We start from the raw sequence: 14,054 nt of genomic DNA, 5'->3' as shown, positions 1-14,054 counted from the left end.
AGGGTGTAGGTTGGAAAAACAAAAAGAAGTCCAAAAAGAATATGAAGAGTATCAATATATGTTAGATACTGAAACGTGGAAAAAGGAGTTAAGTCAATTTAAGCTGTCCTCTTCAGAAAAAATATCAAAAAATCCTAAAGTCTCAATCATTATTGCTAATTACAATAATGCACCATATCTTAAAAAGATGATGGATTCTCTTGTTCAACAAACCATTGGGATCGAGCAATTGCAAGTGATGTTTATTGATGATTGTTCCACAGATCATTCGTTAAAAGTAATAGAGCCATATCTTGAAAGATATCCGAATATTGAAATTTATCAGCTACTTGAAAACACTGGAGGCGCTCACGGCCCAAGAAACGTAGGGATTGTAAATGCACGTGGTGAGTATAGTGTCTTCTTAGATGCAGATGATTGGTATGATTTAAATGCATTGAAATATTTATCAGACCTACTAGATGACTCTCACGATGATTTTGCTGTTTCTGGTCTAATACAGAGTACGGATGGCCACTTAATGTTAAAAAGTAAGCCATATTATGTGGATGGGTCATTTAAAAATCGGTCTATCCAAGAATTGCCAGCTGAATTTTATGGTTGGTTAGGACCGCAAGCTATCATGTTAAGAACTTCACTGATACACAATAATAATTTACACTTTGTTAATCAACGGGTGGCTGATGATGTGCTGTTCTTTTATGAAGCCATGCGATTTTCAAAAACCATTACACAAGGGGAAAGGTTAACGACTTATTTAAATCGAGATGCAGATAATGAAAGTTTAAGCAAATCAATTAATCGGACATTTATGCTTTCTTGGTTGCGTGCGTTAAGTTATATTAATCAACAGTTTCCAGATGATTTGTCTAAAGAACGGATGTTAGCACGCCGTTTAGAATGGCTAATTTATGACTTTTGTATTCGGAGGGATACTGGATATCCATTCAGTAAAAAGCGATTACAAGACTTTAAAGTACAGATGGATCAATATTTAGGTGAATTAAATTTTGATCCTAGTCCGTATTTTAGAAGTGATGTGCGTCAAATCATTTGGACATTTTTACAAACTAACGATATTGATGGTTTGTATTGGTTTATTCAATGTCAGTCCATTCGTTGGGTGTTAGTCAATCGCTTTGGTTATGTTTCAAAAACAGAGAAAAGTTATTATTATCCAAGATTATTGAAACGATTCCCAGCAGTTCGCATGAATGCTTATGCAGAAGCAACGCAACGTGATGGCAATACGCTTTCTTTAAATGTGTATACACACCAAAAAATTACAGGATTTGAAATAAAAGAGCTGAAAAATCCTTTTGAAACAAGACAGAGGCTGGCGTTTAAAAAAATTAGTGAAACTAGTTATCAGGTAGAGTTGCCAGAAAAATTTTCAAATAAAGAAAGTAGATTTACGATAGTTTTTGATAATTATTTAGAAATTGGGGTTAAAGATTTTAGTAAGTTTTTTGCTTAAATTTTGTCCGTTTAAATCAGGATATTTTGAGTATACAACTATAAATGATAAGTGAGGGAAATTTGTTTTATGGAAAATGTGAAAGTGTCAGTCATTGTACCCGTCTATAACGTAGAAACCTATTTAGAAGAGGCATTAATGAGTTTGAAAAACCAAACATTGAAAGAAATTGAATTCTTAATTATTAATGATGGCTCTACTGATAATAGTCAAAAAATTATTGAAGAAATTGCACAAGATGATCCACGTTTTCGCGTTTTCAATGTTAAAAATGGGGGAATTGGAAAAGCCTTTAACTTGGGTGTTTCAGAAGCAAAAGGTGAGTATATTGCTGAATTTGAAAGTGACGATTATGTAGCATTGCATGCCTATGAGCGTTTATACAATACGGCCAAAAGTCATCATGCAGATGTTGTCCGTTGTAATTGGGTTGAATTTTCTTCTGAAGAAGAGGTTGAGCGAGATATCTTATGGCAATATCCCGATAAATACAATCAATTGATTGACTTAAAAACGACGGATTTAATTGTACAAGTTTATCCATGGAATGCCATTTATAAAAAAAGTATGATTGAGAAAGAAAACGTAACTTGGGATGAGGAAATTAAAAGTTATGGGGACACTGGTCTATTTTGGAAAATCAATTCAGCATCTCAGAATGTTATTTTTATTAAAGATTGTTTGTATTTTTATAGACAAGACAACCCAAATTCGACAGTAAATAATGTGGCAACAAAGGTTCCTTTCTTGTTTCAACAATTTAAACTAATTCGTTCAAATTTAATTGAACAAAATAAATTTGAACGCTACAAAGGTTATTTTTATAAACAAATGTTCGAAAAATACTTTTGGGCGATTGAAAAACTAACACATTTACGTGACGAGTCGGTTTATGAAGTGATTCAAAAGGTAGCTGTAGATTTTAAACAAGCTATAGAAATAGACCAGCTGAATGATATCGATTTTGAATACATCAAACAATTTTATCAAATTGCGAATGATCCAGTAGCTTATTATGAGGACTACTTGAAAAATCTGTATAAAGTTAGTGTTGTCATGCCGATTCACAATGCTTCAAAATATTTAAGACAAACATTAGAAACTGTTTGTGAGCAGTCTTTACGTGAGATTGAAATCATTTTAGTAGAGAATGGCTCTACAGATAATACCATGGATATTATTAACGAATTTGCAGTAAAAGATCCGAGAATTACGGGGATTTCTATTGGCAAAAGTAATCCTGGACACGCAAGAAATGTGGGCATTTCGATGGCACGAGGACGGTATTTGCAATTTCTGGATGCAGATGATCATTTTGAAGCGAATTTATTACAAGACGCTTATTATCGTGCATATGATAGTGCAACAGATATTCTGTTATTTGGCATGAAAGAAAAGTTACCAAATGGAGAAGTGCACGTTGTTCACAATCCATTACTAACTAATGGTGGACGTATGTCTGGTGAAGAAATTTCATTGGATGAAGTAACTCCTTATTTATATGACAAATTATTTTTATTAGAATACATCAAAGAAAATAACTTGGTAAACTTAGAACAATTTGTTGGCGAGGATGCTTATTTCACTTATACAGCATTATTAGGTACCGAAAAAATTGTTGCACTAAACAAATATTTGCTGACACGAATCGTTAGACAAGATGGCTTGATGTCTACGTATGGAATGAATTATCGTGATGAGTTCAATTTACATGACAAAATGTTGGAATACTTAAAACAACATGCTCCAAATCGAATTGAAGCATATCGGTTAAAAATTATTAATACATTAAACTGGTTTATTTTTGATATGAATCGTGTTGATCAAGCATTTAAAGAACGTTTCTATCAAGAATTAAAAGAGAAATATATCCAACAATTAGGGCTAGACTTAGTGAAAAAAGAAAAATATTCTAATGACCCAGAACAAGTAGAACGTATCACTCGAATCCAAAATATTTTACAATACAATTTAGAAATATATCAAAATATTTATAAAGATTTTGGGATGAAAAAAACCTTCATTATTCCGAATGTTCATATTCAAGAGCGTGGAGGTAAAGTAATTTTTGGACAAGAGAAAGCCCAGGGAAATGGGACGGCAATTGAAATGTTTTCAATTATTATTGCAGATAACGATACAAGCAATGCCAGCGGAGTAATTGATTTCGTTTATATGGGTGACAATACAAAAATAATTCATGATAGTTTATTAGTATCTTTATTAATAAAAAAAGAAGGTACTACTTTAAAATCGATTGTTTTACAAGCCGAGTGGGAAAAAGGCTATACCTTACTACAAGAAAATATGTATTATACTTTCGTAGACAATGTTTTTACAATTTGGGCGGGCTATACTCAAAAATATGCAGCATTTGATTACAATGTTCGAATTTTGACTTCTCGAGAAGGGGAAACACATTTTAGTGTCGTTCGACAAAACCAAGGCTATATCCAAGATACAATGACAAGTATTGGTAACGAATTAACACCTATCAATAAAATTGAAGGAAATGAACCTACAACAATTAAAAAAGCTGTATCAAAAAGTCTTAAAAAAGCAAAAGGGTTGTTGAAATAACATGTAAAAAAGATTCTTAATCATGAATGAATAATTAAGTAAGTAACAGAGAAAGTAGGAGCGGAAAAATGAAAAAAGCAGCAATTATGGGCTGGTGGTATAACCAAAATTATGGATCAATCTTAACATACTATGCTCTAAACAAATATGTACAGAATAAAGGGTACGAGACGGTTATGATTGATGGACCACTAGGTTATAAAAACAGAAGTAACTTTCGAGCATGGATGCCTTTAGCGTATAATTTTTTTAAGAAAAATAATATGCCCTATACTGAACAATTAACAAAAGAAACGTTACCGACATTGAACGATTTAAAAAATCTAGATACCTTTATTTTAGGCTCTGATCAAATGTGGAATCCGTGGAATGGTTGGGTAGACGACGATGATTTCTTAGATTTTGTTTATCCTCGTAATAAAACAATTGCTTATTCTGTTTCATTAGGAAAAGCAGATACAAGTAAATATGATCCCAAATGGGTTGCAAACCGCAAAAAAGATATTACACAGTTTAATCATGTTTCTATGAGAGAAGATTTTTCTGTACAAATTATGAAAGATATTTTTCAAGAAGAAGTTATTCAGGCTTTGGATCCAACCTATCTTGTTGAAAGAAGTGAATATGATTCTTTAGCTGATCAAGCTACGTTTAAACGACAAGAATCAGGAGATTATATGGCTGTCTTTTTCTTGGATATTAACAAGGAAAAAGTTCGTGTAGCACTAGCGATCGCAGAAAAATTGGGACTGAAATTAGTGGTCCTGCCTAATCCTTTAAAAGGACGTGAACTAGCGAAAAAAACGTTTCCTAATACAGTAGAATATGTTTCTGAAGATACACCAGAAAATTTCTTATCTGTTTATCGAGAAGCAAAATATATTATTACTGATTCGTTTCATGGCACTGTTTTTGCGACTATTTTCCAAAAACCGTTTTCAATTTTTTATAATGAACAACGTGGAATTGACCGCTTTAATAGCTTGATGAACCTGTTTGAGCTTGGCGAAACTAGACGTGTCTATGAGCAAAACACAAAACAAGAAATTGAAGAAAATAAAAATATTAGTTTAGCACTTGACTATCAAAAGACCGCTGGAAAGATTGCTAGAGAAAAAGAGATTTCAGATAAGTGGTTAACCGATGCGTTGACAAGTAAATTTAGCCCAGATGAAGACGAAGTATATGATGAATTTAGGCGATATATTATCAATAAACCTTTGGATTTTTATCGAGCTAAAACAACTGTTCCGATTTCCGCAGCAATTGTTTTATCGCCAAATGGTACGATAAAAAATTCCAATCCTAATGAAAGCTTTTGGAAGCTAACAGATAAAGAATTAATTTTTATGAATAATCATCGTGAAGTCACTACAAGATTTAATCGTGAAAAGTTTAAGGGAAAGGAAACGTTCAGTCCTTTTAGAATCGTCGGTAAATATGTGAAAGATGAAAAAATCGAACATGTTATGTATTTGCATCCGATACAAAAACCTAAGCCTAAACCGAAACAAGGCACAGAAAAAAAAGCATTAGCAATTCCCGAGAATCTTTTAACAAGAAAACAATTAATTATGAAAATTGTGCAAAATGAGAGAATTCGTTCGTGGAAACAAGATCTTTTAGAAGAATTACCAGATTTAGAGTTATTTGTAGGTCGTGAATTAAAAGAATATGCTTCGAATTTTGTTGGTGGTCCAGCAGATCTTTTAATTTTTCCAAAAACGATAGAAGAAGTTGCTTTAATTGTAAAATATGCTAAAAATAATCAGATTCCTTTAACTGTTATCGGTAAAGGTTCAAATATTTTAGTCCGTGATGGTGGTATCCGTGGGATTACTTTAAATATGACTGCCTTGAATTATCGTAAAATTACGGGGAATGTTTTAACAGTTTCGGCAGGTGCAAGTTTAATTGAAACATCTTATTATCTACTAGAACACTTGAAATGCGGTTTAGAATGGGCAGATAATATTCCAGGAACCATTGGTGGCGCAGTTTATATGAATGCTGGGACAGTTAAGGATATTAATAGTATGTTTCTTGAAGCTACGATTGTAGATGAAAATGGAGAAATTAAAGTTTTAAATAAAGAAGATGTTCAATTTAGTCATCGCTATAGTTCATTTATGGATCATCCTGAGTGGATTATTCTAGAAACTAAATTACAGATTTCAGAAGGTAATTTAGAAAATATGGTAAATGACATGGTAGGAACTGTCGAAATTAGAGAAAGGATGCACCCACTAACACATCCAAATCATGGGTCAACTTTTACTTGGGGACGGGCGCCTCGATTAATTCAACAAGCTGGCTTAGTTGGTACTAGAATTGGCGGAGTAAAAGTATCTGAAAAACATCCAGGTTTCTTTATCAATGTTGAACAAGCCTCTGCTCAAGACTATGAAGCATTAATTTATTTAATTATTGCAAAAGTTTATGAATTTTCTGGATTTTTATTAAAACCAGAAGTGAGAATTTTAGGTGCAAATATGTGGGAAGCAAGTTTAACTTTTAAATAAACAGGGGAGTGTGTGACATGAAGAAAATAATCACAATAATTGTGTCTTTAGCAATTGGTATCGGTTGTGGTTTTTGGTCAGGATATTACATCAGTAAAAAATATTCAGAAAACCAAGAGACAACTATTTCCAAAAGTACTAACTCAGAACAACCTTTGATTACAAATGGAGAGTATCAAGTAACAGCTAATTGGGATTGGAAAACATTAGTTGTTAAAGATAATGTGTGGACATTGGATGGCAAACGTATTTATGATGTTTCCACTACAAATGATAATATTGTGATTTTAAAGGGAAAAAATTTGAAATCACTTGTAGTTTATAAAATAGAAAAAGATAACGAAAAAATCAACTTATATTCTTACACAAAAGAAGGCGTTGGGAAAAAAGTATTAGCTACTCTAGTGAAAAAATAAATAATGCATTTGGTGTTTGAAATAAATTGAAAGTAACTTTGTTAGGAGAAGTTAGTAAATGAAATACAATACGAAAAATTATGACTATTTAATTGTTGGTTCGGGACCTTTTGGGGCAACGTTTGCTTGTGAAGCAGCTAAACGAGGAAAAAAAGTATTAGTTATTGAGAAACGTGCTCATATTGGTGGCAATATGTATACACATAAAGAAAACGGGATTAATGTCCATGACTATGGTGCCCATATTTTTCATACTGACAATAAAGAAGTATGGTCTTATGTCAATCAATTGACGGAATTCAATGGCTACATCAATCAAGTAGTTGCTAATTACAAAGGGGAGCTCTACAACCTACCATTCAATATGAACACGTTCTACCAAATGTGGGGGGTAAAAACACCAGCTGAAGCACAAGCAAAAATTTCAGAGCAGCGGGAGGCAGCTGGAATTAAAGGCGCTCCAAAAAATTTAGAAGAACAAGCGATTCGTTTGATAGGAACGGATATCTATGAAAAATTAATTAAAGGCTATACAGAAAAACAGTGGGGACGTAAGGCTACGGAATTACCAAGTTTTATTATTCGCCGTTTGCCAACTCGTTTTACTTTTGATAATAATTACTTTAACCATCGCTATCAAGGCGTACCTGTCGACGGTTATACAGCTATGTTTGATAAATTGTTAGAGAGTGAATTAATTGATATTCAATTGAATAAAGACTTTTTGGCAGAGAAAGAAACTTACTTATCAGAGTTTCCAAAAATTGTTTATACAGGGATGATTGATGCATTCTTTGATTATTCTTATGGCGAATTAGAATATCGTTCAGTACGTTTTGAAAATGAAACAGTAGATTCAAACAATGCACAAGGCAATGCCGTAATTAATTACACAGATGCGGAAACTCCCTATACACGGATAATGGAATGGCGACATTTTGATCAAAAGGCCGATGAAAACAAAACGATTTTGACGAAAGAATACCCACAAGATTGGGATCGTTCAAAAGAAGCCTATTATCCTGTTAATGATGAGAAAAATTCACTTTTGTTTAGAAAATACAAAGAAAAAGCAAACGCTCAAGAAAAAGTTATTTTTGGTGGACGTTTAGCCAATTATCAATACTATGATATGGACCAAGTTTTCGGAGCAGCTTTGAAAGCAGTCGCTAAAGAATTTGGTGAAATGGCCAACTAGTGAACGGTTAGACTCGGAGGAACAAATGGAAAAAGAACTGAAAGTTAGAACAAAATTACTTACCAAAGAATACAGTTTAGCGCAAACACGTATTGACAAATTGAAGACACTTTTTAGTGTTTTTCAAAACAAAGTTCCCACATTTTGGGCGTTAAAAGGTGTTAGCCTCGACGTATATTCTGGAGAAACAATTGGTATTATTGGTTTAAATGGTTCAGGCAAATCCACTTTATCAAATATTATTTCAGGCATCACCCCTCAAACGTCAGGAGAACTTGAAATAAATGGTGAAGTTTCAATTATTTCGATTGGTGCAGGACTAAATAATAATTTAACAGGACGAGAAAATATTCGAATGAAATGTTTAATGTTGGGGGAAAAGAATAAAGAAATTGATGCCAAAATCGATGATATTATTGAATTCTCAGAATTAGGCGTTTTTATCGACCAGCCTGTTAAAACTTATTCTAGCGGTATGCGTGCTAAGCTTGGTTTTTCAATTGCGGTTCATCAAAATCCAGATATTTTAGTGATCGATGAAGCGTTATCTGTAGGAGATCAAACCTTCTATAATAAAGGCTTAAAAAAAATGCTTGCATTTAAAGAGCAAGGCAAAACTATCTTTTTTGTCTCTCATTCTATTCAACAAGTAGAGCAAATTTGTGATCGTGTCGCTTGGATGCATTATGGTGACCTACGTGCATTTGGTGAAACTAAGCATATTTTAAAGGAATATCGTGCTTTCTTGCACCGTTATAATCATTTCACTGAACCACAAAAAGAATCGTATCAGAGAGATGGCAAGGCCAAACAGAGAAATTTTTCTTTGGAACAACTTCAAGAAACAATTCTTGAAAAAGCCAATCAACAAGTAGGCAGTCGCCGGACGACTAAAGAAGTCATTAAATTTACTACTAAAAATAAAATTGGAGATAAAATGACTCTTGGTACGAAGAGCTTGTTAATTTTGCTACTTTGTATGATTTTTTATGTAAGTCTTACCTTTGTAAAGGGTATTTCATTAACAACAGCTTTCATTCATCCAGCGGAAACAATTCAACGTATATTTGTTCCTGAGAAAGTAGCAGGGAAGGATACAAATGCTGTGAAAACGACTAAAACTAAACCAGCTTCAACAAAAGAATCTAGGCAGCAGGAGGAAGTTCAGCCTAGCCCAACGAACGTACCAGAAAATAATAATAGCGAACAAGCTGTGTCAACGTATACTGTGGAAGTTGGAGATTCAGTCAGTTTGATTGCTGAAAATCACGGACTCACTATAGAACAACTTCAAACTTTGAATCCAGAAATCATTGAGGTACCTATTTATCCTGGACAAGTGTTGAAATTGAAAGAGGTGACTGAATAATGCGCGAGGTAAAATTAATTTTAGCTGAACAGTTTTCATACTTAGGCGTTGCACAACGAATTGCTAAATACAGTAATAAAGCATTATATCAAAGCCACATCTTAGGAAATTTATGGCAAATTTTAAGTCCTTTAATTCAGTTAGGTGTCTATTATTTTGCTTTTGGGATTGCCCTTGGTGGTGCTCGAACCGTAAAAGGAGGAGTATCCTATATCGCTTGGTTGATGGTAGGATTAAGTACATGGATTTTTTTAAGTACAGTAACGAAACAAGCTTCTAGTTCTGTTTATATGCAAGTTGGCATGGTCTCTAGAATGAAGTTTCCAATAAGTATATTGCCAATGGTTAAAATATTTTCTGAGTTACCAAGTTATTTTGCATTCACTACGTTAACAGCGATTGTGTCAATCTCGACAGGTGAAAAGATTTCTATTTATTGGATTCAGCTACCTTACTATATTGTAGCGATGATTATCTTTTTATATAGTTTTAGTCTAATTAATTCAACGATTGCTGCATTAATTAGGGATTATCAAATTTTCTTGAATTCTATTATCCAAGTATTAATGTATATGTCAGGGGTCTTTTGGGATTTGAGTACAAAGAATTTACCGTCTTGGTTATCAAAAATTCTTATGTTGAATCCTTACGCATATATTATTAATGGATTTCGAGATACATTTTTCTATAAAAGATGGTTTTTTGAAGATAAGCCCCAGCTTGTTGTTTTTTGGCTAACAACATTAGTAATATTTATCGTAGGAGCTCATTTACATGTTAAGTTCAGAAGTAAATTTGTTGATTATATGTAACATGTGAAGAAGTAAAACCACCGTATACTGACAAGAATACGGTGGTTTTACTCTTTAATTGACAATAGCCTTCTCTTTAAAGAGAAGGCTATCTAACGAATCAATATTATTATTTTAAAGTTGGATCAGACTATTTCTAGTATTCAAGTATTTTTCATTTAAGCGATGTATTCCCTACCTCTAATACATCCTTGTATCTCTCTAGACACGCCAGTTTTGAATAAAATCATCAAAACAATTGAATGGTTCGTTTAAAAATATTTTTCGTATTCTAAATATTATAACATAAAACTCGTCAACTGACCACTAGCTGACGAGTTCATAATTTTTCCAGATAAATAGACAGCCGTTTTCCGCCGACTGTCTAAGATTAAGATAGATTTGTAAAGAAGTGAATAAATGCTTCCTACTATCTCTTTATAACATGAGGAAAAGAAAACTGCAAAAGATAGCTGTGTTTTTTGAAAAAAAGATCAGCTGGTTTCCGCCAGCTGATCATCCGTTGAAAAGAGATATAAAGAAGTGAATAAAGCTTGCTTTACCTCTATTTTATACCATGTTTTGATTCAAATAACTATTCAGTATTAGTTATACTTAAATAATAAATATGTATACGGATGTATTGTTTTGAGGTATAGTCATAGAGAAAAGAGGGAACGTTTATGAAAAAATTTTGTTTAAGTTATAGCTCTGGTAAAGATTGTTTATTGGCGATGGATCGATTGGTACAAGCAGGAAATCAGCCAGTTGCGTTAGTGACAACATTAAGTGATGAAATTAATCGTTCTTGGTTTCACGGCATACCAATCTCCGTCTTAGAAGCAGCAGCCGAAGCGTTAGATTTACCACTTGTTATATCACATAACAATGAAACAAATTACACAGAAAAAGTGGTTGAGGCACTGCAGGAAACCAAAAAATTAGGTGCAGAAACGGTTTGTTTTGGCGATATAGATATTGAACAAAATGGTGCTTGGGATCGCCAAGTTGCATTAAGTGCTGGGCTTGAGCCACAATTACCTCTTTGGCAGGAGAATCGCGAAGCACTTGTGAAAGAATTCTTGGCAAAAGGGTACACAGCAATTATCAAAACGGTCAGCAAAGAGGCAGGTATTCCAATAAAATTTTTAGGAGAACCGTTAGATGAAACATTTATCACGTACCTTAAAGAGAATCAATTAGATATTTGCGGAGAAAACGGGGAGTACCATACGTTGGTAATTGACGGCCCGCTATTTAAAAAGAGGCTCAATTATTATACTTCAGGAATTTATGAAAGTCCTTATGCTTATTCCTTGATTATTGATGCTTAAATGAAAGTAAAAGGACACAAGCTGCCACTTTTTCTAGGGATATGCTATAATTAACTTAAGAAAAGTAGAGAAAGTGAGTGGTTAATTATGGAAGAAACTGTCTTTTTTAATTTAGGAAATGCCCTTGCTTCAAAAAGAGATCAAAAAGAATTAATTAAAGAAGCCCAAATTGCGAAAGATACTCGAAAGATTCCAGGAAAACTGATTATCGTTGAAGATGAAGAAAATGGTACCCATATTTTATTTGAATTAGCTGATCAAACAGAACCATCTGCTGAAACAAAAGAATTCAAAGTGAAAAAAGTGATTGATTAATAAAAAAGCAACGAATTTTTCTAAATTCGTTGCTTTTTTATATTTTTTTACACAAATGATACAAAAAGAATATCAAAATCAAATAAATGATTAGTATACTTGAAGAAACAAATAGGAAGCAAAGCAAACGTTTTGAGGTGTTCTTTCATGGAAAATCGAGGAATTTTATTTGATAAAGATGGTACGTGTATTCGTTTTGACACTCTTTGGCAAGCAGGTTTGCAAGCTTGTTTTGAAACACTAAGTATGTTAGCCCCTCATCATTCAGCAGAAATAAAAAAGATATTAACTATTCAGGAGCAACGTTTTTTGCAAAAACATTTACTTGATGAAGTCCTTTATCAGGAACTTTATCAGGAATTGGCGCAATTTGAGGAATTAGTCGAACAGGGAATCAGCAGTCGATGGCTGGAGCAATTTTTTTATGATTATTTACGAAAAAATCTGAAAAAGATCGAACCAATTGGTGATTTAAAACAGTTATTTCTTGAGCTAAAACGGAAGAACTATAAAATTGGATTAGCAACTTCAGATACTTTGCCAGCGACTATGTTGATTATGGAATATCTTGGTTTAACAGAAATGTTTGATTTTATTGCGACAGGAGATCGTTACTTACCGAAACCAGATGCGGACATGCTCCAAGCCTTTTGTCAGTCATGTCAATTGAAGGCGACAGAAGTAATTATGGTGGGGGATTCGCTCGTGGATGTTTTCATGGGAACGTGTCATGGCAAAGCAGGAATTGGTGTTTTAACCGGCAACTGCCAGTCAACTGATTTTGAAAATTTTGAAGTAGCTTATTTTCGTGATATCCATGAAATACCTTATCAAGAATTATGGGGTAATACCAAGAAGAAAAAAATCTATTATTTTTGATATAAGTATTGTGAAAAACGTTTCTTTTATTCGAGTATCTAAGCAAGCATACTAGTGTATTTCAATAAAATACCATGATGTTCATAGGTTTTATAATTTCAGCTCACAGATTTTTGTTCAATAAGAAAAAAATTACAACTAAAATAGAAAACGAGCGTGGGACAAAAATCACTTTGGATTTTTGTCCCACGCTCAAAAACTGATAAACGGCGGGAATAGAAGCAACACTTTCGGAAATAAGCCGAAAGTGATTTTCTCACACAAGTGTTCGGGATATCTTAATCCTTACCTACGTGGTTCTCGGAGTTAAACACTTCTGTCCTGACTTCGTTGTTAATATTTTACAATGACAAGTTTTTCTTATTTTAATCCTGAACTTGATTTAGAAATTGCATTTCCATTAGAAAAAGAAACCGTAACAGTAGCACCTAAATCACCATCTAAGTTTTTCATCCAGATTAAAGTATCATTTTTTTCACCATTGATATTTGTAGAAGTAATCCCTGTTGGGTCTCCTAAATCTTTTCTAGCTTGTTCTTCAGAATATGAACCATCAGTAGCAATGTTATTTACTTGGTCTGCAGTAACTTTATCATGTTTTGCAACCTTCAAGCCACTTACAGATTTGCTCGCTGCTTTGCCATCAGAGAATGAAACAGTAATAGATGCAAGAAGATCACCACCCTTGACATTTGTCCAAGATAGAGTAGTGGTAGAGATGCCTTGGATATCTGTTGTAGAAGAAGAGGCTGGTTCACCTAAAATTGCTTTTACTTCATCTTCTGTAGAACCGCCTTCGCTGCTGTTCATAATATCACCGACATTAATTTTATCGTAAGTTGCTTTTAAATCAGAGTTATCTTTCGATTTATCTTCTGATTTCTTTTCAGAGCTTTCTTTTTTTGTATCATTTTTTGAACTATTCGTAGCTTTTGAAGAAGAGGCTTCTGTTTTCACTTCTTTGGTATCATTGCTTGCTTTTTTATCCTCTTTGCCAAGACCACTACCAGCAATCCCCAGCACAATAACTACTACAACCCAAAACCAAATTTTCTTATAAAATGGTTTTTTTACTTTTCCTTCATTTGAATCATTTTTTTTCATTTTCACTTTCCCTCCCATAGTTTAGTTAATGATTTGTAGCGCTTACTAAATAGTTGAAAACAATCCCCA

General features: G+C 33.3%; 11 protein-coding genes. 10 read left to right on the top strand and 1 reads right to left on the bottom strand.

The window, feature by feature from the left end:
- Positions 1-10 precede the first annotated feature (10 nt).
- The 10 genes from IGK27_RS09615 (at position 11) to IGK27_RS09570 (ending at position 12,881) form a co-directional block, all read left to right on the top strand.
- A complete protein-coding gene (locus IGK27_RS09615; protein ID WP_010818463.1) occupies positions 11-1,477 on the top strand; it encodes a glycosyltransferase family A protein in 1,467 nt (488 codons plus the stop codon).
- Between the two features lie 69 nt (positions 1,478-1,546).
- Positions 1,547-4,057: a glycosyltransferase family 2 protein gene (locus tag IGK27_RS09610; RefSeq protein WP_002391971.1), complete on the top strand. Its 2,511-nt coding sequence runs from the start codon at positions 1,547-1,549 to the stop codon at positions 4,055-4,057.
- 68 nt (positions 4,058-4,125) lie between these two features.
- Complete coding sequence (gene murB, locus IGK27_RS09605) at positions 4,126-6,579, top strand: UDP-N-acetylmuramate dehydrogenase (RefSeq protein ID WP_010818462.1); 2,454 nt, start codon at positions 4,126-4,128, stop codon at positions 6,577-6,579.
- Between the two features lie 17 nt (positions 6,580-6,596).
- Positions 6,597-6,995 (top strand): lipoprotein CpsH, encoded by a 399-nt coding sequence (gene cpsH, locus IGK27_RS09600; protein ID WP_002387128.1) that lies wholly within the window; start codon positions 6,597-6,599, stop codon positions 6,993-6,995.
- Positions 6,996-7,053: 58 nt separating this feature from the next.
- On the top strand, positions 7,054-8,193 hold the full coding sequence (gene glf / locus IGK27_RS09595; RefSeq protein ID WP_002376666.1) for a UDP-galactopyranose mutase: 1,140 nt from the start codon (positions 7,054-7,056) through the stop codon (positions 8,191-8,193).
- Entirely contained in the window at positions 8,177-9,562 is a 1,386-nt protein-coding gene (locus IGK27_RS09590; RefSeq protein ID WP_002387127.1) for an ATP-binding cassette domain-containing protein, read from the top strand. Before glf ends, IGK27_RS09590 begins: the two co-directional genes overlap by 17 nt.
- Entirely contained in the window at positions 9,562-10,374 is an 813-nt protein-coding gene (locus tag IGK27_RS09585; protein WP_002367095.1) for an ABC transporter permease, read from the top strand. The genes IGK27_RS09590 and IGK27_RS09585 overlap by 1 nt, the downstream gene beginning before the upstream one ends.
- A 662-nt stretch (positions 10,375-11,036) precedes the next feature.
- Positions 11,037-11,687: a diphthine--ammonia ligase gene (locus tag IGK27_RS09580; protein ID WP_010818461.1), complete on the top strand. Its 651-nt coding sequence runs from the start codon at positions 11,037-11,039 to the stop codon at positions 11,685-11,687.
- Between the two features lie 87 nt (positions 11,688-11,774).
- Positions 11,775-12,002: a hypothetical protein gene (locus tag IGK27_RS09575; RefSeq protein ID WP_002362220.1), complete on the top strand. Its 228-nt coding sequence runs from the start codon at positions 11,775-11,777 to the stop codon at positions 12,000-12,002.
- Between the two features lie 147 nt (positions 12,003-12,149).
- Positions 12,150-12,881: an HAD family hydrolase gene (locus tag IGK27_RS09570; protein WP_010818460.1), complete on the top strand. Its 732-nt coding sequence runs from the start codon at positions 12,150-12,152 to the stop codon at positions 12,879-12,881.
- A gap of 360 nt (positions 12,882-13,241) precedes the next feature.
- Here IGK27_RS09570 and IGK27_RS09565 read toward each other — a convergent pair whose 3' ends face one another.
- Positions 13,242-13,985: a DUF3862 domain-containing protein gene (locus IGK27_RS09565; protein ID WP_002367089.1), complete on the bottom strand. Its 744-nt coding sequence runs from the start codon at positions 13,983-13,985 to the stop codon at positions 13,242-13,244.
- Positions 13,986-14,054: the final 69 nt, after the last annotated feature.

The sequence above is a fragment of the Enterococcus sp. DIV0236 genome (assembly GCF_050558525.1).
GTDB lineage: Bacteria > Bacillota > Bacilli > Lactobacillales > Enterococcaceae > Enterococcus > Enterococcus faecalis.
This window is presented reverse-complemented; position numbering and strand designations above follow the sequence as displayed.

Coding starts and splice junctions, on each gene's coding strand:
- murB (WP_010818462.1), top strand. CDS start 4,126: ATGAAAAAAGCAGCAATTATGGGCTGGTGGTATAACCAAAATTATGGA.
- cpsH (WP_002387128.1), top strand. CDS start 6,597: ATGAAGAAAATAATCACAATAATTGTGTCTTTAGCAATTGGTATCGGT.
- glf (WP_002376666.1), top strand. CDS start 7,054: ATGAAATACAATACGAAAAATTATGACTATTTAATTGTTGGTTCGGGA.
- IGK27_RS09585 (WP_002367095.1), top strand. CDS start 9,562: ATGCGCGAGGTAAAATTAATTTTAGCTGAACAGTTTTCATACTTAGGC.
- IGK27_RS09580 (WP_010818461.1), top strand. CDS start 11,037: ATGAAAAAATTTTGTTTAAGTTATAGCTCTGGTAAAGATTGTTTATTG.
- IGK27_RS09610 (WP_002391971.1), top strand. CDS start 1,547: ATGGAAAATGTGAAAGTGTCAGTCATTGTACCCGTCTATAACGTAGAA.
- IGK27_RS09575 (WP_002362220.1), top strand. CDS start 11,775: ATGGAAGAAACTGTCTTTTTTAATTTAGGAAATGCCCTTGCTTCAAAA.
- IGK27_RS09565 (WP_002367089.1), bottom strand. CDS start 13,985: ATGAAAAAAAATGATTCAAATGAAGGAAAAGTAAAAAAACCATTTTAT.
- IGK27_RS09570 (WP_010818460.1), top strand. CDS start 12,150: ATGGAAAATCGAGGAATTTTATTTGATAAAGATGGTACGTGTATTCGT.